This is a genomic window from Hymenobacter sp. GOD-10R, assembly GCF_035609205.1.
In the GTDB taxonomy this organism is placed as follows: domain Bacteria; phylum Bacteroidota; class Bacteroidia; order Cytophagales; family Hymenobacteraceae; genus Hymenobacter.
Window position 1 is genome coordinate 46,232 of the sequence record NZ_CP141188.1, and the last position, 22,998, is coordinate 69,229.

The 22,998-nt window shown below is 48.5% G+C and carries 14 protein-coding genes; 4 read left to right on the forward strand and 10 right to left on the reverse strand.

The features are described 5' to 3' along the window. Positions 1 to 231 precede the first annotated feature (231 nt). Positions 232 to 483 carry a hypothetical protein gene (locus SD425_RS29120; protein ID WP_324680723.1) on the reverse strand — a complete coding sequence of 84 codons (252 nt, stop codon included), beginning with the start codon at positions 481 to 483 and terminating at the stop codon, positions 232 to 234. A gap of 708 nt (positions 484 to 1,191) precedes the next feature. Here SD425_RS29120 and SD425_RS29125 point away from each other — a divergent pair. The 3 genes from SD425_RS29125 (at position 1,192) to SD425_RS29135 (ending at position 5,091) form a co-directional block, all read left to right on the forward strand. Then, a complete protein-coding gene (locus SD425_RS29125; RefSeq protein WP_324680725.1) occupies positions 1,192 to 1,434 on the forward strand; it encodes a helix-turn-helix transcriptional regulator in 243 nt (80 codons plus the stop codon). 469 nt (positions 1,435 to 1,903) lie between these two features. Beyond that, positions 1,904 to 2,923, forward strand: coding sequence for a site-specific integrase (locus tag SD425_RS29130; protein WP_324680727.1), 1,020 nt, complete (start codon positions 1,904 to 1,906; stop codon positions 2,921 to 2,923). Between the two features lie 2 nt (positions 2,924 to 2,925). After that, entirely contained in the window at positions 2,926 to 5,091 is a 2,166-nt protein-coding gene (locus tag SD425_RS29135) for a tyrosine-type recombinase/integrase (RefSeq protein ID WP_324680730.1), read from the forward strand. A gap of 888 nt (positions 5,092 to 5,979) precedes the next feature. On the opposite strand, the gene SD425_RS29140 is transcribed toward SD425_RS29135, so the two are convergent. The 9 genes from SD425_RS29140 to SD425_RS29180 all read right to left on the reverse strand — a co-directional run bounded on the left by SD425_RS29140 (position 5,980) and on the right by SD425_RS29180 (position 21,349). Further along, positions 5,980 to 7,197, reverse strand: a complete 1,218-nt coding sequence (locus tag SD425_RS29140) for a replication initiation protein (protein ID WP_324680732.1) — start codon at positions 7,195 to 7,197, stop codon at positions 5,980 to 5,982. Between the two features lie 985 nt (positions 7,198 to 8,182). Next, positions 8,183 to 8,644 (reverse strand): hypothetical protein, encoded by a 462-nt coding sequence (locus SD425_RS29145; protein ID WP_324680734.1) that lies wholly within the window; start codon positions 8,642 to 8,644, stop codon positions 8,183 to 8,185. Next, complete coding sequence (locus tag SD425_RS29150; RefSeq protein WP_324680735.1) at positions 8,625 to 9,476, reverse strand: ParA family protein; 852 nt, start codon at positions 9,474 to 9,476, stop codon at positions 8,625 to 8,627. Before SD425_RS29150 ends, SD425_RS29145 begins: the two co-directional genes overlap by 20 nt. A gap of 877 nt (positions 9,477 to 10,353) precedes the next feature. Further along, positions 10,354 to 11,316 carry a tyrosine-type recombinase/integrase gene (locus SD425_RS29155; protein WP_324680737.1) on the reverse strand — a complete coding sequence of 321 codons (963 nt, stop codon included), beginning with the start codon at positions 11,314 to 11,316 and terminating at the stop codon, positions 10,354 to 10,356. Positions 11,317 to 11,426: 110 nt separating this feature from the next. Then, positions 11,427 to 12,413 (reverse strand): site-specific integrase, encoded by a 987-nt coding sequence (locus SD425_RS29160; RefSeq protein ID WP_324680739.1) that lies wholly within the window; start codon positions 12,411 to 12,413, stop codon positions 11,427 to 11,429. Positions 12,414 to 13,123: 710 nt separating this feature from the next. Beyond that, positions 13,124 to 14,110, reverse strand: a complete 987-nt coding sequence (locus tag SD425_RS29165; RefSeq protein ID WP_324680741.1) for an NAD(P)-dependent oxidoreductase — start codon at positions 14,108 to 14,110, stop codon at positions 13,124 to 13,126. Positions 14,111 to 14,462: 352 nt separating this feature from the next. Beyond that, positions 14,463 to 15,230 carry a DUF1080 domain-containing protein gene (locus SD425_RS29170; protein ID WP_324680743.1) on the reverse strand — a complete coding sequence of 256 codons (768 nt, stop codon included), beginning with the start codon at positions 15,228 to 15,230 and terminating at the stop codon, positions 14,463 to 14,465. A gap of 342 nt (positions 15,231 to 15,572) precedes the next feature. Continuing rightward, positions 15,573 to 17,123 (reverse strand): IS1182 family transposase, encoded by a 1,551-nt coding sequence (locus SD425_RS29175; RefSeq protein ID WP_324673047.1) that lies wholly within the window; start codon positions 17,121 to 17,123, stop codon positions 15,573 to 15,575. 269 nt (positions 17,124 to 17,392) lie between these two features. Then, the gene (locus SD425_RS29180; protein ID WP_324680746.1) at positions 17,393 to 21,349 is read right to left on the reverse strand and encodes a CHAT domain-containing tetratricopeptide repeat protein; all 3,957 of its coding nucleotides are present in this window, start codon (positions 21,347 to 21,349) and stop codon (positions 17,393 to 17,395) included. A gap of 54 nt (positions 21,350 to 21,403) precedes the next feature. Here SD425_RS29180 and SD425_RS29185 point away from each other — a divergent pair, with 54 nt between their 5' ends. After that, entirely contained in the window at positions 21,404 to 22,957 is a 1,554-nt protein-coding gene (locus tag SD425_RS29185) for an alpha/beta hydrolase (RefSeq protein ID WP_324680567.1), read from the forward strand. The last annotated feature ends 41 nt before the right edge of the window (positions 22,958 to 22,998 follow it).

Below are 22,998 nucleotides of genomic sequence, written 5' to 3' on the forward strand. Positions count from 1 at the left end.
CCATTCCGCGGTCCTGAACGTGCCACCAGGGTTAAGCAACTGTCCTTGTGTGAGCGGAAGTGTTCCCAAAAGAGTTGAAATTCGAACAGTTTTAGCACCCGCCTTGACGGCCCCGAAAACACGGTTTTTCGGGGCCTTTTTTCAGTAGGTAGCCTGAACGGCTGAGGTATGCAGGCACAGAAAGCGACCAACGGGTGGCCTCTCTTCTAGTGCTACATAGAGGGACTGTGTTCAATCCAGCCCGTGGCTGATGTGGGTTACCCTACGGTTGGGGCCTACCGAGAAGGCTACTTCACTGGAGGCCAAAGCGGGCGGGTCGTAGGTATAGACTACCTCCTGAGGAGATAAGGGGTTCACCTCTGTGCGCTGCGCGGGGCCCATGAGGCGAAGCGCTTGCGACAGCGTCATGCCCTGCTGTAGTCGATAGGAGTTGCGCTGATTGCGCGTACCAACCTGCGCCTGGCTGAGGAAGCTCAGCAGCATAAAGAGGACCAGGCAACTACCCAGAAGGAAACTGATCTTCCCCATCAGAAAGAAGTAAGCTTAGAGGTCAGCAAAGAATACCCGCTAGCGGAGAATAGTAGGAGTCCTGTTCGAGCTATCCGTAGCCATGTGCGAGCCTAAGCACTAATCTAAAAAAGCATGGGGGATTTTATACAATCAGCTCTTTTAGAGGCTGCGCAAAAAAGGGTAGAAATAGGCTCAGAAAACACCGTTTCCAGCTTGATTTCGGGGTGCCCAAAACTGCTTAAGAACCGTTCATCCTATGTAGTTGAATCTACCTTTATATGTAGATGCTTTCTTTATAACCGTTCGATGCGAATGCAGTTATAATCCGGATGTTGACGAAACAAGCGAAGAATTCCTTGTTCATGTAAGGGACAATCTTCCAGTAGACCTTGATAAATGGCAGGCCGTGTGTGTGCCAGGTTAGTGATCCCGCCTGGTAGTCTGACGGCGTCTCGCATCACATGGAAGAGAAAAGTACTTTCGTCAAAAGGGATAACGCGATAAAATTTAATTAGCAAGGGGCCATATAGTGAGCTGTCGTGCTGGTAGGTAAGTGAGGCCATGTTCAGAGTATTTAAAGCAGATACTTATTTGAATTGCATAAATATAATAGCAAAGTAAGTCGTTTTGTAGACTATTGACAACAGTTTTGCTGGGTAGGCACAGATAGCTTGCCTGGAAATGAATGACGATCCAATTAAAGTATTTGGACAGGTCGTCCGCGAGGCCAGGAAGCAGCGCAGTATGTCACAGGAAGAACTAGCTTTCGAGAGTGATTTAGACCGCACGTTCATCTCGCATGTAGAAACTGGTCGAAAGCAACCTAGTTTGTCTACCATCATTTCCTTGGCTCGTGCCTTAAATGAAATGCCCTCGGTGCTGCTGCGACGAGTTGAAGAACGGTTAAGACGAGATAGCCTCTAACATATAAATTTTAGGTCACAAGAAAGGAAGATGTGAGCAACAGCGCTTCCACATGTGAACCTTGATTACAAATATTAAATAATTAATTTTTTTAATATATTCCAATTGTATGATTACTAGAAATTATTTTGAAAAGTGCCGTTTTTTTTGTGATAGTACAATACTTATTTCCTTGGAATTATTAAGTTAAATTAATACAATTTTAATACTAATATCATAAAACTCTCAACACCAATAATTTATACTCAATAATTTAGTTATTGTGCTGATAATTAATAACTTAAATCATCAAGTTTGCTGATAAGTAAATACATACTATAAAAAATAAATGTAATTTTTAACATCCATGAATTATTTGTTCCGTGGAACAAGACGGGTTTGTAGTGTTGCCATTAGAATTAGCGGCAAGTAGGACAAAAATAAGTTATACCTTTGTTTAAGTAACAAGCCAAATATAAAGCTGGAACTAATGGAGGAACTACTTATTCAATTTCCAGTGCTCTCAGAGCACAAGACTGTTGCCTACTGGCTACACTTAAATGACCTTGCAGGTTTAACTCACAGTACACAATTCAAGTACGCGTGGGGCTTAGCGGACTATTTAAAGTTCTGCCAAAAGCTTCAAGTTGACCACCTCGGTGCCACACAAGAACATACTTCACTTTATCGGAAAGCGTTGCAGCAACGAACTTGGTGTAAAGGACATGTAGTCCACAGTGGGTTGGCAAAAGCTACTATGCGCCAGCGCATGTCAATACTAAAGCTCTACTACACTTACCTAAAGGAAGAAGGAATGCGTGATACCATCCCGTTGCGCACCCGAAACCCTTGGTCCCACAATCACAATGCTCAAGGTAATTCGTTCGGTGACGTGACCGAAAGCGAAGTATTCTGGATCCCCGACACATTAGAATGGAATGCGATTGTAGAGAAGATAAAGACTAGCTCTCTTCGGAACGAGTTGATGTTGATGCTGGCTTACGAAGCGGCGTTGCGGCGAGAGGAAGTATGTTCTTTGCAGATAGGCGATTTGGATCAAAACCATCTGTTGCTAACGGTGCGTAAAGAAACCACTAAGAACAATATGCAGCGGATAGTACCTATCTCGGCCCCAACTCACCGGTTATTCGCACAATATCTTGCATTAAGACCCTTTGCCCCTAGCCCAAAAGATCCACTTTTCTTGTCTAATTCAAGGAGTAATAAAAACGAACCTATTACGATTTGGACTTGGAGTAAAGTTATCCGTGCGACTGGGTTACGAACAGGTTTGCTGGAATTTAGAACGCATACCATGCGTCACTTGCGGATTACACACCTAGTGCAAGCAGGAGTAGACCTCTATACTATAGCAAAATTGGTCGGGCATAAGAATCCCGCGACCACGATGCGCTATACGCATCTGCGCCCCGAGCAGCTTGCGGTGAAAGTAAGAGCCGCATTGGATGCGATCTCCCTAAAGTTTGGTAATCCTTTGCAACAGTTCTAGCGATGAGCACCCAAAACCCAATCGAAACTTGGGCGGCATCTCTGCAGTCGCTTGATAAACAGGCATGCCTGTACCCCGCAGAAATTGATTCGCTCGCCGCGTGGGCATTTAATCAAAGTATCTCCCCACATTCGCTGTTTAGCCAATCAATCAACTGGCAACCCTTAGCTCGCTTGCTTGAACCGGTGAAACGCGTTTTCACCCACTACGGCTCCGATAAGCCGGATGAGGTAGAAATGCAAGCTTGTTGCCACCTAATATTGTATGAAATGCACCGGCGACAGACCGCGTTCTGGGCCTGGGATGAAACTACTTGGCTTGATATGATTGCGTTGACAAAGTCAGCATTTGTTATCAAGCACAAACTCCGCCGTCACCAGCCCCGTCTGAAGCCCGCTACTGTACGCCTCTATTTGATGCGTTGCGCATATTTACTGAAAGAAGTACCTGTATACGCGTTAGTTCCTATAAGGCAACCAGTTGTCGCAGCAACCAGCATTTTTGGCGCAACTGCGTTACAAGCGGCCCTTTCTACAGTAAAAACTGAACTGGCGCGTAGCGGCTGGTCAACCGAAGGATGCACGGAAGCCCTAGCCAGCAGCATCGGGCAAGCCCTACTGCATAACCGCAATCCTAACCTGGAAGATTTAACGTTCAGCGCTGTCGAACTAGTCTACCAGCAGCTATACCGTTATCCCTCCTTACGCCGGGCATGTATCCTCTTGTCCAAGGCACTCCATAGCCTGGCGATACTGCCTCAACCTCTGATTGCGTCCCGGCAGCTCAACGTGGTGCGGCTAGGGCAAGCAGACACATTGCCGGCAGTCTGGTTTGACTTAATTGAAAATTGGGCGGCGGTTGCTGACTGCAGTGAGGGGCTGCGAAATACGGTTAGATTCCATGCTGCCAAGGCAGGAAGGTACTCAGCGACACTACCCGGCGTTCCAGGACCAGCGCAATGGGATAAAACCATTACGATGCAATTTGTCTCCGCTGTTAAAAAGATGAACAAAGGAGAATGGGCGCACCCTCGTTTGGCAACCAGATATAACCCAATCGATCAGGAAGTGAAACCAGCTTCCCAGGCACTATGTCTGAATTGCTTACGCCGCTTCTTCACCGATTGCCAGGAGTGGGGGTGGATTCCCAAGTTATTTATTGCACAACGCTATTTAGCTACTCCTAGATCTATTTCACGTTTATGTGGTGTTAAGCCTCGTGCTATCGAAGAAGAGAAATGGGGCAAATTATTAATGGCCAGCTTGTCACTCACTCCGGAAGACCTTTCCGGCACGACCGCTAAACTTGCTAGTGGCCAGATTCTGCGACGGAAAGCACATTACCCTTTCCTGATGGAGCGCGCAATAGCCGTAACATGGTTGTTGGCTGGTTTGAGAAGTAACGAGATTGCAAGATTAGCGGTTGGTTGTATACGTCAAGTACCAGTTACGAAGGGTTACTCTGCCTTATTAGAAAAAGGAGCCGTTCGGGGCGCTTGCTATCTGCGCGTACCTGCTCATAAAACCGGCAAACCCTTTGACAAGGCTATCGCGCAAGAAGTTGGCGAAACGATCATGACTTGGGAGAAGGTAAGACCGCCCAGTCCTGCACGCCAGGACAAAAAAACCCGAGAACAAACGCATTTTTTGTTCCAGTGGCGCGGTGGTAACCTTGGCCCAACATACATTAATGCCCGACTTATTCCTGCCTTGTGCCGTAAAGCAGGAATAGATACTTCTGATAGACACGGGCCCATCACTAGTCATCGCGCGCGCGCCACTATCGCGACGCAAATGTACTTGAGCGGGGAAATGGGACTTCTCGATTTACAAAAGTGGTTCGCGCATAAATCGCTACGTACGACCTTGTACTATCTTGATGTTCCGGATGACAAGCTATTGCAGGCTTTCATGAAGGCGAATGGGTACGTTATCGATCAGGCAAAGAGACTTGGGCAGACCACCCTGCCTGCTTCTGAATCAGTAACACCAGAAGCAATGTTCAAACATCTTGCTTCTTCACGCGCCCATTTACTGGCCTCAATAAGTAGCCTAGAAAAGCTATGTACTACTGCGACTCTTACAGAAACCGATCGGCGAACTTTCCAAGAAAATCTTGCCGCGTTAAGGCTGTTAGCGCAGCAGCTGCCGCCCGAACCTGAAGTTTAATGCATCTGTAGAAACTCCTTCTGCTGAAAGCATACCGCTTACCTTAGTAAAAGCCTCTTGCTTATATGAGCAGGGGGCCTTTTACTGTGATTTAACTTACCTGAGCGAGATTAGATTGGAACTTAGTGGCGTCCTAAATGGCAGTTGTCTTTCGACAGCGTCAGTAAGCACTAACGCAACATCTTCTACTTGGGCTTATCGCTTTAACCGCACTCTTGGAAGAATCTATACGTGCCTTCTAAAACTCATCCTTACTCAATTTCATAACGAAAGTACGTTGGTGCAGCCTCCAGCAAGTAGGGCACTCACTTCTAGTCTAGTGAGTGCACCGGGGCCGTTGAATGCGGGAGGTAGTTCAACTTCCTTCTAACCGAGGTGCTTGAGGGAGGCAGCCGCCTTACCGGGTGACGAGTCTACTAGCTGCGTATGGTAGGCAACGAGCTCAGAAATCAGGGGTTGTTAAGGTACAGGGCGTAGCACTTAATTAGGCGTTGGTTGCTGACCAGATTTTCAGTTGATTGACTAGCATAACGTAAAGAATACGTACGACCAAGTCGAGCGAGGGCAACCCAGTGCAGCGGTAAACAGGGCAGATCTGCTGGTATCAGACGTTTCAGCTAAGCAACTCACTTACCTGGTGATCGGAGTTATGCCGTGACACACTTCGACAAGCAAAATTGCATAATAACCTTGTTGGAAAAGTGTTCGTGACCTTAGTATGCCTTCTCCTACTAGCGCACTAGGCAGAGACTTCCGAAACAACCACGATCCTTTAATAACCCGTAAGTGTGGAGTAGCCTTAAAGATTACTAGGCTACTAATAAGAAGCTATAAGCTAGCAGGTACCTGTTGAACCGATACCTCCGATAGCTCTGGCAGATGGTTTCATTACGCGCGCTTCACAACGGCCTCAATTCCTAGTCTGTTTTTTTCAATCTGGAAGCCTTGTGCTAGATAGATGCGCTGAAGGTATTCCTCGAATAGCTCATTGGTTAGTTTACGCTTAACAGCTAATTCATAACCGGCCCGTACATCCGTCATGAGATAGACCACGGGGTCCACTTTCTTTTCCTTCGGCTGACCAGCCAATTGGCGTTTTTGAAGTCGCACTAGGTACTCGGGTAATTTGTAGTCATTCTTGATTGCATCGACCACGTAGCCCGCCAACGTCATTATCTTTCCTGCTTCTTTGCGTTTCTTTAATTCGGCAATTACAAAAAGTACATAATCTGGGTCAAAGTGACCTAACTCAATACGCTGTCCAACGGCGAGAATACTAGCCTCACTTACTTCAATCGCACGTAAGGCTTCCATCCATTTTGGCGTTTCTGCTCCACCTGGCTCCGGTAGACTATTTTTTCCTTTCAGTTTGGTGAATACAAACCTGATTTCTTGTACACCGCTCATTCCTGTCAGGGTCTTTTCCTCAAATTCGAAAGCGAGGTTTGTCTGAGCCAACTCCCTCTGAGCTACCTTCAGTACGCGAATCCGAAACATCGAAAACTTGGAATAGTCTTCTTCTAGTCCTAATAGACATTTGAGTTCATCTACCCCAAATGTGCGTTCCCCGTACTCCCCCCGCTGTTTTAGTAGCCAGTAAATACGAAAGGAGTGGGCCGACTTCAATTTTAGTAGCTGGATTAATTCGACTTGAGTGAAGTTACCTTCGTTTAGTTGTAAAAGATGGTCTCGTACGTAGTCATTGAAACGTACTTTCAAAGCACAATGCTCGCTACTGTAGCTAGCGTAGGCCATCAATGGAATTTTCTCGAAATCGCCCATATCCTCCTCTCCTGCCCGCCGCTTGCGACGTCGGGGCGGCGCACTAGTCCGGATAGTTAGCTTTTTAGAGGTGATTTTGTCGCACATTCGCTCCAGTTGATCATAATCATTGCGTGAAGGGCGACGGCCCGAGAGAGCAATGATCTCTCGTACAGGGATAAGTACTTCGTGAAATTCAGTGTCTTCCCGACGAATGCGCGAGAGCATCGCCATAAACAATCGCATCTCCAGAGTTGTGAATCCAAACCGTGCATTGACTAAGTCGTTGCGCTGCACTAAGAGCTTGCTCGAGTTTTGAGTTTCGGGGAAGAGATTTCCTTGCATGGTAATGCTGTTTACATGCCTAAGGTGAGCAATTAGTAGTAAGAAAACAATTTTCAATAGGTGTTCCCATACAGGTTATGATTTTGTTAGGGGACTGGCTTTCGTGCTTCTTGTTCCCTTTCGTGCTTTTTGTTTCTCTCCGCTCGTGCTTTCCGTTCCTGAGCTTCGTGCTTTCTGTTCCTACAATAGGGAGGTGTATCGTGCTTTTTGTTCCCTAGTATCGTGCTTTTTGTTCCCTAAACCATACATTAATGGCTGATTTTCAAATAATTATGACGCCTATAATAGGTAATAATAAGATTAATTTAAAAGGAACAACCGGTTAAGGGTAGTTTTTTAATTTAGTTAACTTGGTGATATGCAGTTAGAATGGCTAATACACAGGAGATTATAAGAACTACTAATCAGTTTTGGCACCTTCTTGCTTTTGTTCCCTGGTTTGTTTACCTAGTTGATTGGTAAGGGAACAAAAAGCACGATGTTGCTGAGATCCTGTTAGATAAAGTTGCGCGAAGGGAACAAAAAGCACGAATGGCTAAGTGAGCAAGTCTTTCAAGTCGGGAACAAAAAGCACGAATGGCTAAGTGAACAACCCTCCGAAACAGGGAACAAAAAGCACGAATTACAATTCATCATAGTACAAAAATGGAAGCAACAGATGATATGACCTATTTAGTAAAAAAAAGCATTAAATTAATTAAAAATACGCCATTTTATGCTGTATTATGCTATTAATCAAATACTTACTAATACTCCCATCTTATTCTAGTTAATTTATGCTGTACCTCTATATTCACATTAAAGCTTTATATTTTACCATCGTAGTCCCAACCATTATGGCCTCGATAATTCTCACCTTTTATAGGCCTATAATGCATTATAATTTGGTTCTAAGTGGACCTAGTGAATAGGATTACGAGTACCTGCTTTCCTTTAATCCAAAGCGGGAAAACAGGCACTCAGGGTCTCAAAGATGAAAAAGATGTTAGCTACGCTTTTTATAACCTTTGATCTTACCCTGATTCAATACTTCATCAAGGATGTCGACCGGTAAGGGTTTGTTCGAACTTTCAAATTGGTCAAGGAAAGCACAGATAGCTTGCTCCGTAGCCTTCTTAATCTTGGCTCCAGGTTCCCAGTGCAAGTATTGACGAAGTCGCAAATAGGTCTCTGTTTTCAGCAAAGTATTAAAAGGAACCTCTTCTGGTAGTTGCTTCAGTCGTTGCGCAGTATCTTGAGGGTTCTCCTCCCCTATTGCGTTTGGCTTTCCGGCGGGCTCAGGGGAATTAATGGCAGTTATGACAGGCTCTTCTTCAATTCCAAGTGCCGCCGCTACCGTTGGACTTAGCGGCGCGGCGGGCGAAGAAGCAGGAGTACCGGTCCTAACAGGAAGCTTTCCTGCCAAGCGGGTGGCGGCTAAGCTAGAATTAAGCAGGTTTTTCGACATTGAGTTGCGCTAATATTTCGTCAGTTAATGCAGTATAGTCTTGGGCACCATTAGACTCAGGAGCAAAATCCAGGAGAGAAGCGCCCGCCATCTGAGCGTTAGCAATGGAAACATTTTCCCGAATGGATGTTTTAAGTACTGGCCCCAACTCACCGAAGTGGCTACTAATTAGTTCTACTACATCATGATGCAGTCGCCGACGATAACCAGCCGAGTATTTAGTAAAGAAGATCCCTCCTACCTGCAACCGAGGATTCAATTTGGCGTGCATGCGCGTGACGGCCTGCGCAATGTTCGACAAACCTTCGTAGCCATAAAGCTCCGGCTGCACTGGAATAAATAGTAGGTCGCTAGCGATAAGCGCCCACACAACTAAGTTACCCAGACTAGGCGGGGTGTCGAGGATACAATAGTCATACTCTTCAGCAATTAGGTCTAAAATCTCCTTAATCCAGTCGCGAGCTTCGGCAATGTGTCCAATTTGGGGTTCATAGGCAGCTAACTTTGGGTGGGAAGGCAACAGCCCAATGCGGTCATTAACTGGGTAGATAGCAGCTCGAACATCATCCTGAGTGAATTCACCTTTGAGCATCAATAAATCGCCTAAGTGAGTTCCTTCAAGATTCTGTCCAAAGGATTGACTTAAGTTTCGTTGCGGGTCACAGTCACAGAAAAGAACGCGAAAGCCCCGGTGAGCTAGCGAATAGCCAACATTTAAGGCTGAGGAGGTCTTACCTACTCCTCCTTTGTTGTTTGCAAAACAAAGAGTAATCATAGAAGATTGGGTTGAAAGAGCCGCTAGTATAGTTACATTTTCTAGAATTACATACATAACGTACTATGCATTTGTTGTGCATTATACGTATTATATGCTCTATACGTATGATACGTATTTTATGTTTAATACGTATAAATCATGATATATGCTGTTCATAATGATTACCAATTAAGATTATAAATTGCTTAAAGTCAGTTTAAAAGGAGAGTAACCAGATGCCTTAGCTTATGTATTATACGTATAATACATACTATATGTGTTATACGTATAATACAGGTCATACGTATAATATATGCAAAAGGAGTGTTTTGAAAGCAGGTATCACAGTAACACTTTACAAGCTCAGCACATCACTAAGAGACCAGTGATCTAAACATTTGTAATCAGCTAGGAAAGCTGACGTTGAAGTCACACAGGCTGATAATACCCAGTTCCTCTAAGTATAGTATGCGCAATCACGAAAGTCAGGCAGAGGTCCGATGGAAAAGAAATAGTCTGTTGAGTATAGGTATGCACTATGATAAGGCATCAATATTTTCTACTTCGTGAGTAGTGATGAAACAGTACAGTGCAGCAGCGTGCTCAGATGCATAATAACGCGAGAAGGCTTTGTAGTAGGACGAGGTGAATCATAGGAAAACCATAATTTAATGGAGCAGTCGTTCATCAACAAGGTGCGTAGAAGGAACTTGTCCTATAACATCAGCTAATGCTGCCAAACTCGTGCTAGGGCCACTACAACGCTTATAGGTAATGCTGTACCCGGATCCGCAACTAGATGCTTTATTTTGTAAACAGTTTCTCTGTTTAGCACTTGTCTAACTCAGGGAAGGATGGAGATGGAAAGCTCTATAGATACGCCGTTACTATCTATTTACATAGGTCTGATAACTCTTATCTAATCTACTCTTTTGAAACTCTTGCCTTTTATCTATAAGCCAAGTTTCTGGGCCGCGTTGTGCTGGCGAATATTATCCAGGCGGGTGTAGCGACGGATCATGGCCGTGGTCTTGTGCTTGGTCTGGTTCATGACTTCCGCGTCATCGGCCCCGTTGAGCTTGGCAATGGTCACAAAGGAAGCCCGCAGGGAGTGCGCCGTGAACTTGGCGCCTAAGTAGCGTTGTACAATCAAGTTCACGTGCTTATCAGTCAGGCGCCGGTGCGTGAGGTGACTGTTTTTGCGCAGTGATACCAGTAAAGGGCCTTCACTGCGGCCGAGCGTTTTTAGCCAGCTTTGCAGCGACCGAATAGGACAGAGCGGTAACTCCGGCGAGTAGAAGATGGCCTTCTCCTCGTTTTCGCCGAGTTGGTTGGTCTTGCTCTTTTTCAAGTCCACGAGCAACCCTTCCTCGGCGAAGCTCAAGTCCTCGATATTGAGGGCCGAAAGTTCGGAGCGGCGAAACGCCCCCGAGAAGCCGAGTAGCAGAATGACTTTGTCGCGCTGACCGGCGACGGTTTGTGCATCTATACTTTTGACAATACGCTTAAAGGCCGCTAGCGTGAACGCCGGGGCTTGCTTCTGCCGCACCCCTTTGACCCGACTGATGCCTTCCAGCAGGATCTTGAACTTCTTGTCGTCCGTGGGCGAATCGAGCCCGCGTAGGGCATGGGCCTTGCTCACGGCCGCGCAATGGCGCTGAATGGTAGCGACCTTTTTGCCGGTCTGCGCTAGGTGCGTGACAAAGCCCGCCAAGGTATCCACCGAAGCCGGTAGTGGTTCGAGTCCGTGCGCCATGCACCACGCCCCGAAACGCTTCAAGTCTCCAGCGTACGCCTTAGCCGTATTTGCGGCCCCGGACAAACCGGCTTCCACGTAACGAGCGGTGTGCTCGGCGAGCTCCGATAAGGAGGGCAGTGCTGGCGAAGTGGTGACAATTTCGGAAGAGGACTCCATGTGCCTATATATATAAGGAGTGAGTAACGCAAAATAGGCGTCAGCTGTAAAGATAGTGTAAGGTCCGATAATTATTACCTCTTAGGCTTTTCCAACCTCTTATCCTTTACCTATAAGCCCAGCTTATGGGCGGCATTGTGCTGGCGGATGTTGTCCAGACGCGTGTAGCGGCGGATCATAGCCGTGGTCTTGTGCTTGGTCTGGTTCATGACCTCCGCGTCATCGGCCCCGTTGAGCTTAGCAATGGTCACAAAAGAAGCCCGCAACGAGTGCGCAGTGTACTGCTTCCCCAGGCGCAGCTGTACCAGTTCGTTCAGGCTGAAGGTGCTCAGCCGGCGCCGGCTCAGGCGCTGGCCCTTGTGAAAGGAGACAAACAGCGGCCCCTGGGTGCGGCCCTGCTGCTGCAGGTAGTCCAGCCAGTCCTTGACCGCGCGCACCGGGCAGCTGCGCCGATCAGGGGCGAAGAAGATGGCTTTCTCTTCGGCTTCGCCCTTCTGGTTAGTTTTGCTGTGCGGCAACTCCACCACCAAGCCATCTTCGTCAAAGCGTAGGTGCTCGATATCAATACTGGCCAGCTCATCCCGGCGAAAAGCCCCGGCTAAACCCAGCAGCAGTAGCGCCCGATCGCGCACCCCGTCGGGTCGTGCGGTGTCAATACTGAGCAGCATGCGTTTGAAGTAGGCCAGCGTGAAGGCGGGAGCTTGCTTCTGCCGTACGCCCTTTTCGCGACTAATACCTTCCAGCAGTTCTTTGAACTGCCGGTCGTCGGTGGGAGTGGGCATGCGAGCGAGTTGATGGGCTTTGCTGATGGCCGCGCAGTGGCGCTGGATGGTGGCCACCTTCTTGCCTGCGTCGGCTAACGAGGTGACGAAGGCGGCCAGCGTGGCCACGTCGGCCGGCAGCGATGGACGGCCGTGGTGCTGACACCAGGTGGTGAAACGCAGCCAGTCGCCGGCGTAAGCGCGCTGGGTGTTGGCCGCCCCGCGCTGGCCGGTCGTAACGTAACGCGCAGCGGACTCGGCGTAGTCGTCGATACTGCGCACGGCACCCAGCTCGTGAGCGGGCAGAACCGAAAGGGAAGTAGGATCGGGCGACATGAATAGCGAACGAAAAGAATGTACTCCTATATAATAAGGAGTACGAAGGGAGCATACGCGTCACCCAACATACCCGGCGACAACCCAAAGACCTTTTAAAGATAGTTGAATTACCCTCGATAAGTAAACCTTATCGAGGGTAATCATAGATTGATTATGTAAAAATTTCTTTAATACAAATAAATTAGTTAAATCATATGGTTGCGTTATAAAGTACTATTATAGGTTGCAGGCTGAAAGTCGAACTAGCCTTTCCTTTTTCAGGCACAAAACTTCTACCCAGTGAACAAAGCAGCACTGTTGTTCTACTCCAGTATCAACTTGCTCATCTGAATAATCTATTCAGTGTGATCGATGTTCTATAAACTAGAACAGGTGCGTTGCTAAGAACGAACGTTCTTACCATGTAACTTTTGGGTTGACAGGCTACGCAGTGAACAGAAGGTGGGGCGCCTAGAAGATGGTTCGCTTCTCGGCAAATCAATTTGCAAGCTAGAGTCCCTCGTTTACGCCATGTAAAATAGAGCCAAAACGTTCGCTTTGCCGCTATCCTGTACCATCTACGACACGCTGTGGGAAATTGTCTCCTACCAGGTAGATTGACTTGAATTCAGAAATTAGTACACGAAGTAACCGGTTTGCTTCTCTTTCTAGTGTTCCGCTTCTCCTATCTGCCAGTGGTTGCCACCATCTCTGTCGTGTGATCGCACCTACGCGTGAGAGGTGCCTACACCTCCTTTTCGTGGGGTAGGCACCTCTCCATGGAATGTAGAAGGTTGCGTCTGTGAGTTCCGCCCGTCCTCTGGCCGTATTTCGTTGCGCCAGCTAAAGGCAGGCTCGTAGCCCAGTACGCGGCGCGCTTTCTCAATCGAGAGCAGGGTCTCGTGCTCGGCCAGTGCTTTCTTTACGGGCACCGTGGGGAAGATCGTGGTCATCAACTCGGCGGACGGTGTGGTCATGACCGTATCGGCGTTAGCGATGATGAAGGCGTGCATGCCCGTGGCATCCCACTCCAGGGCTTTGCGAATTGCCTGCGCCCCGTCGCGGGCGTCGATATAGGACCACATGTTCCACTTGCGCTCCTGCGGGTCAGCGTTATACGCCGGAAACTTCACGTAGTCGGCCGGCTCCATCACGTTGGAGAAGCGTAGGCCCACGAGCTTGAGGGCGGGCGTCTGGTAGCAGAACTGGCGCGCCATGTCTTCCATGAGCACTTTGGCGAGGGCATACGCGCTCTTCGCCCGCAAGGGGTAGTCTTCGTCGACGGGGACGTACGGCGCTGCCTCATCGAAGGGCTCGCCCAGAGTCGTTTCGCTGGAGGCCCAGATCACCTGCTGGATGCCGAGGCGCCGCGCCGCCTCGAAGATGTTGTAGGTGCCCATCAGGTTGTTCTGGAACAAATGCGCGTCGGGATATTGCCGCGGGGTGGGGAAGGCCGCCAGGTGCACAATAGCGTTGAAGGCCTGTGGGGCCACACCCGCATGGATTTCCTGGCCCACGGAAGAGAGAGCATCCAGCGTTTGGCCAAAGTCGGCTAGATCGGCGATGATGCCGGGCACGCCTTTGACAGGCACAGTGTCGACCACAAATACGTCGTAGTCATGGGCTACCAGGTCGGCCACGCAGACCTTGCCTAGTTTGCCGGCTCCGCCCGTGACGAGGATGCGCGGGCGCGCAGAAGATGGGGGGTTGCTCATAGCGGAAGGGGGCCCTCGGGTTGGGTAGGGATCGGCACGTGCCGACCGAGTGGCCATAGCCTATACGGGGAAGGGCCGGCCGCGGTCAGCACAGACCCGGCCGGTAGCCAGGGCAGCGCCTTGCTACTGCTCCTAACCACTCCAATGACGTAGACAGGCTTAGGTGCAAGCTAAAGGCGCTGGGCCACCCCATCGTAACGTTGATCGACTACTATGGCCTGATCAATAGAGGGGATCATACCCTGGGTGTCGAATCAGTACCTTAGCGTAACTATAATCATCTAAAGCACTCTTGTTCTGTCAGTTCCTCGTGTGTGGCTGCGGTAGTAGGGCCACGGAAGAATAGCGCCGCCTATCGCCGTTTTGACAAATCCTGGAGCTCGATATTGCGAAAGTCCACCGGCTGCCCTTCACTTTGCAGGGCAATAAACCCGCTCGTTAGTAATTTGCCATCCTGCTTCAGGGCCGGATCGTACCGGTTTACAACCCCACCCCCAATCTGTGGCTTTGCGTAGCGCATGACCGTATCGTCGTTGATAATGTGGGTAATGCTCGAATCGCCCAGCACAATGAGCTCCGCTTTCACCCACTGGTCCCCGTCATAGGTCTTCGAGGTTGACTCGATGCAGTGGCGCTCATCCAGCTGCCCCTTGTACACGATCTGTGTGCCCGGCGAACACATGTTGCCCGTGGGCCGCGGCTGGCCATCGCCCAGCCCCCCTAAGAACTGGAACTCAATGGAAATGGGCCAATCCTGTTCCTTGGGCATGGTGTGTGGGTCTTGCGCATGGAACATGACACCGCTATTGCGTAAGGTATAGCTGGGGGCTCCTCGCTGCAGCGCGCCGACAAAGCGGTACTCGAGTTTGAGGTGGTAATAGGAGAAGGGTACCTGATAGTATAAGTGGCCAAATTGATCATTGAAGTCCCCGTACTGATCATAGCGCACCTGAATAGCCCCGTCGGCGACGCGAAACGTGTTCCCGAAATTCTCGCCTACCTCATGGTGCTGGATTTTCACCGTCCACTCCCGCAGATCCTGGCCATTGAAGAGCGTGAGCCATTCCGCTGCTTGGCGCGAACGCTTACTTGTGGTACAACGAGTTAGTGCCAGCAGCATGATCGCAAGAACAAGGAGGCGCATTCGCAGGAGGAAAAGGAGAAGAAGTGCTGTAAAGTAAGAATTTAGCCAAGAAGATCAGCGAGCGGGTGCCGCATTGATCAAGCACTGGTTCGCATTCAGGCGTGGGAAGTAGGCGGTGCTACTCGGCTAAGAATAGCAGGCAATTAAACGCCTCCAAAACCCGTGGAATGCACACAAGGCATCCATCGATTCGATGCACGCGTCAGAGCACTTGTAGCAAGTAGTCTTCGTGCTGAAGAGCAGGCGTACCGCACGCCTAGCTGAAAGTCCAGCAGGAACGTCGTAACAATCTGCAGACGACCGTGGCTGTTGCAGAACTCACCGCCCGTTCGAGCCAGCCAGGTTTCGCAGCGCTTTCGTGCGGTTACGCCGGTGGCGTTGCCTGCAGCGGAGCATGAACGGTGGTGCAGGTGGTAGCAGGGGTAGTACCCGGGCCATTCCCAACTGCAGCTTAGGTTGATGACGCAGGAGCTTTTTCAGATTATAGGCCACTGCCGCCAGCAGCATACACTTGTGCGCGCCGGCTTGCCCGCGTACGTTGATGCGGCGCAAGCCATAGTGGTGCAGCAAGTTGCCGAATACGGGTTCGATGGTGCGTTGTCGCACACGGCGCATGTGCTGCCCTTGGCGGCTGCGCTGCCGATGCCAGGCCCGATGATAGGCCGCGTCAAAAGCGGAGCGATTCAGTTGCTTATGGTCCGCGTAGGGGACGCAACTCGCCTTGAAGGGACAGTGCTGGCAATCCTGATAGAAGGCTCGATAATGTTTCATCCAGTTGCCATCAGCGGTAGAGCGGTACTTGCGAAAGGGCAGCGGCTTATCTGCTCGGCACCGATATTCATCGACGCGGGCGTGGTAAGTAAAGCCCTCCACGATCGGTTTGTAGGCGCCAAACACGGGTATCCACGGGGTAACACCACTATTTTCGAGCAGGGCATAGTTAAAGCCATTGGAGTAGCCCGTATCGGCAACCAAGTCCCGCAACTGCAAGTCATTGGCCGTTAGACGTTGCTGCAGGTGCTGCACAATCCGAGGTAAGTGCAGGCTGTCGCGACTGTCCGCTAAGTTCGCTTGCACATGGCTGATGACCCCCTGGGCGGTATCCACGACTAGGCTGCACAGGTAGTTCAAAGCGCGCGCTTTGCCGGGCTTGATGGAGATGCGGGCTTCCGGATCGGTAGGGCTATAGTGCGTTTTGTTGCTCAGCAAGCGCGCTTGGGGACGGGTAGCGCCCAAGGAACCGGGCTCCTGTTGTCGCTTGGCTTGGCGCGCCGCCTCATAGCGGAGTTGATGGGCTGGCGCGGAACGAATCGAGGCCGGGTGTGGCGTGGCCGGTGTTTTCGGGGTGCTCCCCACGATGGTTAAGGTCGGCCACACTGCTTGTACTGGCTGCTTTTCGCACAGGCTGTCGAGGGAGGCATTGGCTTTCACCAGGGCGGAGTCCACGGTCTGCGTGTCGCCGGCCACCAAGCCGTGTTGCACGCAGAGGCTAAAGACGCGGTCGAAGAGTTGCTCAAAAAGTGCCGCCGGGTAGAGTTGGCGGGTGCGGCTCACAGTGGAGTGCCAGGGCAGGGCTTCGTCGAGCTCGTAGCCCAGAAAGTAGAGCAGGTCCAGCCGCATCGCACAGTGCTCGAGCAGGCGGCGGTCGCTGGTGATGTTTTCCAAGTAGCCAATGAGCACTAGCTTGAAGAACACGACCGGGTCGAGCGAGGGCTGCCCGGTGTGGCTATACAGGCCTTGGGTGGCTTCATAGAGGAAGCCCAGGTCCAAGAGCGCGTCGAGTCGCCGGTAGAAGTTATGCGTGGGCACCCGCTCGGAGAGGCGGAAGTGCGTGACGAGCTGATCGGTGAACTGCTTCTTGCCTTGCATCTTCCCTCTACGCGAATGGCTTCCCGCTGACTAGCACTTCTGCAACAGCCACGGGCGTTTGTGAAACGATACAAACTCGACATTTGTGCAGATAAGTCGACTATGTGACTTTTACAAGGTTTACTGAGCAGCTGGGCTAATCCACAACTAATTATAGATCAGTCTAGTCCATGTAGCTGCAAAGAATATTGTGCTCAGCTTCTATTTATACCTCACAAGCATTGTATAGCTAAATGCATGATAGCCTTTAGGTAGTTGCTTGTTCAAACTCATAGCGGCAATCCCATAACTTGAAAAGCAGCCCAAAAGAAAGGATTGCTTCTATATTTCTCTTTCTGGCGTACGTGCTGAATAGCCTGTTGTAGCGCTTCAGCATTACTGATTCGGCTTTCTTGCCGTGTTGCGTAAAAGGCTTCAAATAGTACACGTGTGGCTCGATCCGGGACTGACCATTGACTAGAAACAACAGCAGAGGCTCCTGCAGCTAAAAACGCCCATGACAAGCCGTTGGTTTCGTCTCCCTGTTCTGGGCGAGTTTGCCCTGTCTGGCAAGCACTGAGTGCCACTAGCGGATTTCCTTTAAGACGCAAGCGTAATCTTATATCGTTAACCGTAAGTCTGAGCCCTTGAGCTAGCTCTAGTCCTGAATGCAACGGATTTCGCATATCGAAACCTCCGTGGCAATTGATATGCACTACCTCAAATGATTGACTAGCAGCAGCCTCGAGTACACTTGCTGGTAACGCCTCTTCTTCTAGTAACTGTACAGCCTGCGCGAAGTGCTTACACACGGCCATTGCTTCAGGTACCACATTAGATAGATGTGCGCCACCCTCACCAGAATAGCCAACGCTAAGTAGACGTTGTTCTCCTGATTCTATTTTCTCCCTCGCATTTCGTTGCTGCTGCTCATACAGTACCTTCAGTGTAGCTAAACTAGGAACGAAGCTAATCGCATAATCTTCACTCAGATACCTACCTCGAGTACTTAAAAGTGCTTGAAAAGGTACCAGATGTAACGCATAAGTAGGAGCTACTACTAAAGATCCATTAGGAGGCAGATAAGGAAGCAGAGGAGTTATAAGTAGCTCGTGCATCTGTTCTAGAACAGCAGAGCAATCGATTGGCTCTCTATTTATAACCCAAAAGTTATCGTGCAGAATAGCATTCAGGGGATTCGCAATTCGTTCTAATAAATTATTGGCTAACGCAACATAGCTGACAGTAGTAGGAGTAAAGATGAAAGCTCCCCAACCACCACCATGCCTGATGTATTCGACTAGTGGCACACCGTCTAGTCGTTCAGACAATACTTGAGCCTGTGTCACCGATAAAGGTGGTAACGGCTGCACAGCGATTAGTGATGGATAATTAAATAATAAGGTGTCCGTACGGCGATTAATTTCCTGCTGCAAGTAGGTTATACGACTTAGTATTTCCACAGGAGTTCGGCCTTGCCTAGAAAACGCTAACAATCCATCCAACTCTGCTCGGAATTCTTGAATAGGTTCCCAGTCCTTTGCTAAGATCGGATCGTTCTGTAGTAGTGTATCTAACGACTCTGAGTCACCAGCTAATGTCTCTGTTAGTGAACGACCTTTTCCAATCAAGGCATACGAAGCAGCTGCTTCATAATCGTTTAACAATAAGCAGCAGTGAATAAGGTCGGCATATATCTGTGCATTGTCGTAGACTAGGTAACTTCGACTTTCTTGCCGGTAGGTTTCTGCTTGTATTAGGGTTATAGCCCTGTGAACTTCCTCAAAAGCAGCACGAGCTTCGCCCCAGCGCTTCGCTTCATAGAGTAGATTTCCTAAGCTGTAGAAAGTGTCCCGGTAAGCTTGAGGTAATTGGTCAAGCGTTCGGACTTGCAATGAGTTTCGGTAAGCTTCTATCGCCTTCTCTACGTTATGAACTCGTTCGCCATACTGACGCATTCGGTAACCATTCCCTAAGTTCGTCTGCGTACCCGCCCACTGCTCCGGGTACGCGTCCTGGGTTAGTATCAGTAAAGATTGCTCGCACAGATCAATAGCATACTCTATGTTTTCTGCTCGAACTCCACCAGAATGTCGCAGATAAGCGTTACTCAAGTCGCTTTGCGTAAATGCTCGCTCTATTGGATACTCCTCTGGCGTAAAAACAGACAATGCTTGCTCGAAGGCTTGAATGGCATCTACTGAGTCACCCATCAGTGCTCCATAAGAGCGTTGCACATAAGCGATTCCGAGATTCTTCTGTGCAGTTCCCCATTCAGATGGGTACTGTTCTTTGGAACACAATTCCAGTATAAGCTCACAGATTTTGATTGCTTCTTTTACGTTCTGAGCCTTGTCTTCTCTCGTACGTTCTAAATAAATATGCCCTAAATTATTCTGTGTCCCAGCCCACTTCTCCGGATAGTGTTCATAAGTGTAAACTTGCAAGGCTAATTCTGAAGTGGATATTGCTTTCTCTAAATTCTCTGCTCTTTCCCCACGCAAGCGGTTTCCATAACAAGAAGCTAGATTACTCTGCGCCATGGCCCAATGCTCCGGATGACGTTCACGAGTGTACACTTGTAGTGCTCTCTCACAGAGCTGAATAGCGTGTTCTATGTTTTCTGCTGGTTCGCCAAGTAGACGTTCTAGATAGGTGGCACCTAAGTTATTCTGTAGGCTAGCCCACTCTTCCGGATACTTGTCACGGGTATGCACTTGTAATGCGAGCTCGTAAGCACGAATTGCCTCTTCTATATTTCGAGCTCGTTCGCCCATTAAACGTGTACGGTAGGTGTTTCCGAGGTTGTATTGCGCACCAGCCCATCCTTCAGAAAAATGCTCTTGCGTATACACTTTTAGAGCTTGCTTGACCTGCCAGATCGCCGTTTCTTGGTTCACTGATCTACTTCCATCTACACGTTCTTGGTAAGCTGCACCTAAGTTACTTCGTGTTCTAGCCCACTGTTCAGGATGGTGTTCACGCGTAAATTCTTCTAGCGCTGATTGAAACGCTTGTATGGCGATTTCGAGGTTGTCGACTTTCTTTCCATGCAAGCGGTTGCGATACGCGTTGCCTAGATTATTTTGAACGTCAGCCCAATACGCAGGAAATTGAGTTCGATTTAACGCTGTTATAGCTTGTTGATAGGCATGAATAGCATCCTCGATATTTTGCGCACGCTCACCATCTAGGCGCTCATGGTAAGTAAGTCCTAAATTATACTGCGTCTTTCCCCACAGTTCTGGTAATTTTTGCGCCGGGAGTACTTGTAGTACCTGTTCGTAAATTTGAAGAGCCTTCTCTAAGTTCTCTGCTTTATCCCCATGCACTCGTACTCTGTAAGCATTGGCCAGATTGTTAAGTGTTGCAGCCCAATCCTCGAGATATTGTTCGGGTGTATATACTTGTAGTGCTTGCCTAAACGCGTAAATAGCTTCTTCTATATTCTGAGCCCGCTCTCCAGTAGTAGAATTTTTGAGGTCTGTTCCCAGCGTCATCTGCAAGAGTGCCCGTTTCTCAAGGCGATACTCTGGAGTGGATGGAAGTTGTGAGTCTTCGAGTAGCACTAGCGCTCGACGCACTAAGGGTATACGAGTATCATCTGTCGTTTCATCGATCTTGTACAATAGCAAGCTTAATTCCATCTCCTTAAGCACTGGTTCAACTCCCTCTTCTACACAACGTCGGATTGCCTCTTGCAAGCTGGCTACATGTTCAGTAAGCTGTGGCTGCTGCTGCACTATTTCTGTAAAGCTAGTTGCTGCTCCTGGGTGCACTAGCCATGATATACTATTTCGAAAGAAGGAGCAGGTCTGCTTCCAGTCGCCACTATTAGTCAATAGGATCGCCGCGGCTCGCGCTAGTTCGGTTTGACATTCTAGTAGAAAATTACACATATCAGAGTCACCTGCATGCTGCACTAATAAGCGTTCAAGTCCGACGTATGTATCTTGTGTTAGTAATTCAATATGGTTTAGAATATAAGCATCAACCTCCTCGGCCGGTAGATTCAAATATTCATTCAAAGCCTTATAGCTAAGCAACGTTGTGAGCACTTGGTTCAGCCACTGCTTCGCCTTTAACGACTCCGTATCAGTGGTAGAGCGAGCTGTCAATGTTTTCAACAGCGTATAATCCAATAGCGTTGGATGAGCTGCAAAGTGATCCGCTACTTCTTGCGCCATGGTGCAGGTGAGCAACTTGTCTAGTAGCTTTTGATAAGGATTTAAGTCAAGAGAATTCACAGAGATAGAATTAATTTGTGTGTAGCTAAACTTTTATAAGCTCTGTTAAAACCTATGCTTGCTATCAATCAAGATCGTGGATTTCAACTGCGTATCAAATATCAATCTGTTGAGCGGTTTAGTATAGCAGCAGCTCATAGAGTACATGAGTCTACAGCGACGCGCTTAAAACTCATAGGAAGACCAGTCAATGAATTGATTGCAAGTATCCCTTCTGCTGTGATTGGCGATTCAATTAGAATTCTATTGGTACCTACGGTTGAATCAGCAGAGATCCAGTACTCAATCCCGCTTGAAGGTTGGTGGTCTAATCCGCGTGTCATCACCGATACGGTTATAGAAGGAACAGCATCAGGGGCAATTGAGTTAGTGATTACACTGCTACCAGAATCTTCAATCCATACCTCTGTCGAGCCAGTTCCTGATAGCTATGAACTTCCCTACGACTTATTTGACCTAGGTAACGCCGAGTATATCAGCGATTGGGTGGAAAGCGTTTCAGTTTCTGAATTGATCATGACTGAACTAGAGAGAGATGAAGTAGAATATGAAGACGAATACTTTACACGTGGTAACTTATATACTCCTATCAAAGAAGAATACGTTTCTCCAGCAACCGATTACACACTTTGGTATGCTACCAATCGAGAAGCTATAGTAAACGAAGGGCAAGTAAAGTTTTCTGCTAAGCGAACTAGCACGACTTTATATGGTACTTGCGTCGTGCATATTCCAGAAGGGCATATAACTGGTAAAGTCGAATCAGGCTTGATCAGAAGACAATGGAGAAAGCTAACTAACAGACCCGATGATCAAGCGCTTCAATTAGTAAAGACTGAAGCGCTACAGGCCGATGTGTATTGGGCCAGCATTAAAGCTGAAGTAAAACGCTGGCAAGAAGATGAACGTTGTGGGGTTGTCTTTCTGCATGGCTACAACGTCTCATTCGAGGAAGCAGCCATTCGAGCTGCGCAGATCGGCTACGATTTAGACATACAGGGTCCAGTTGGTTTCTTTAGTTGGCCTTCTAGCGGAGCTCTCCTCGGGTATCTATATGATGATGCCGCAATTAGTGGTAGCGAAGTAGCAATTAGTGAATACTTGCAAGAGTTTGCTCGTAACTGCGGTGCCGAGCGCGTGCATGTTATTGCGCACAGTATGGGAAATTTACTTTTGTTACGTGCTCTTCAACGTATCGCAGAAAGTACTAAGGATAATACTAAAATGTTCCACCATTTTATCCTGGCGGCTCCGGACGTTGACAAAGGGTTATTCGAAAGCTTAGCGCAGAACTATGATCGCGTTGCACATCACACAACGTTGTACATTTCTCATAAAGATAGAGCCTTACGTCTTGCCAGTATATTGCGGGGAGGGACCCCACGTGTTGGGTTAGCACCTCCATATACTGTTGTATCAAACGTCGACACTATACATGTGGGCAATGTAGACATGAGCCAATTAGGCCATGGTTATTTGGCAGAAGCACGATTAGTTATTAACGACATTCATCAAGTACTATTTCAAGATGTCTTACCTAGTAAACGTGCAGGTTTGAGCCCCAAGTTATCTGCCGAAGGATTACAATACTGGTTTATAAAAGCGTGACTAATTAATAGAAAGCTATTTGATTTAAGGGCTTGATCCAA

Coding starts and splice junctions, on each gene's coding strand:
- SD425_RS29120 (WP_324680723.1), bottom strand. CDS start 483: ATGCTGCTGAGCTTCCTCAGCCAGGCGCAGGTTGGTACGCGCAATCAG.
- SD425_RS29125 (WP_324680725.1), top strand. CDS start 1,192: ATGAATGACGATCCAATTAAAGTATTTGGACAGGTCGTCCGCGAGGCC.
- SD425_RS29130 (WP_324680727.1), top strand. CDS start 1,904: ATGGAGGAACTACTTATTCAATTTCCAGTGCTCTCAGAGCACAAGACT.
- SD425_RS29135 (WP_324680730.1), top strand. CDS start 2,926: ATGAGCACCCAAAACCCAATCGAAACTTGGGCGGCATCTCTGCAGTCG.
- SD425_RS29140 (WP_324680732.1), bottom strand. CDS start 7,197: ATGCAAGGAAATCTCTTCCCCGAAACTCAAAACTCGAGCAAGCTCTTA.
- SD425_RS29145 (WP_324680734.1), bottom strand. CDS start 8,644: ATGTCGAAAAACCTGCTTAATTCTAGCTTAGCCGCCACCCGCTTGGCA.
- SD425_RS29150 (WP_324680735.1), bottom strand. CDS start 9,476: ATGTATGTAATTCTAGAAAATGTAACTATACTAGCGGCTCTTTCAACC.
- SD425_RS29155 (WP_324680737.1), bottom strand. CDS start 11,316: ATGGAGTCCTCTTCCGAAATTGTCACCACTTCGCCAGCACTGCCCTCC.
- SD425_RS29160 (WP_324680739.1), bottom strand. CDS start 12,413: ATGTCGCCCGATCCTACTTCCCTTTCGGTTCTGCCCGCTCACGAGCTG.
- SD425_RS29165 (WP_324680741.1), bottom strand. CDS start 14,110: ATGAGCAACCCCCCATCTTCTGCGCGCCCGCGCATCCTCGTCACGGGC.
- SD425_RS29170 (WP_324680743.1), bottom strand. CDS start 15,230: ATGCTGCTGGCACTAACTCGTTGTACCACAAGTAAGCGTTCGCGCCAA.
- SD425_RS29175 (WP_324673047.1), bottom strand. CDS start 17,123: ATGCAAGGCAAGAAGCAGTTCACCGATCAGCTCGTCACGCACTTCCGC.
- SD425_RS29185 (WP_324680567.1), top strand. CDS start 21,404: ATGCTTGCTATCAATCAAGATCGTGGATTTCAACTGCGTATCAAATAT.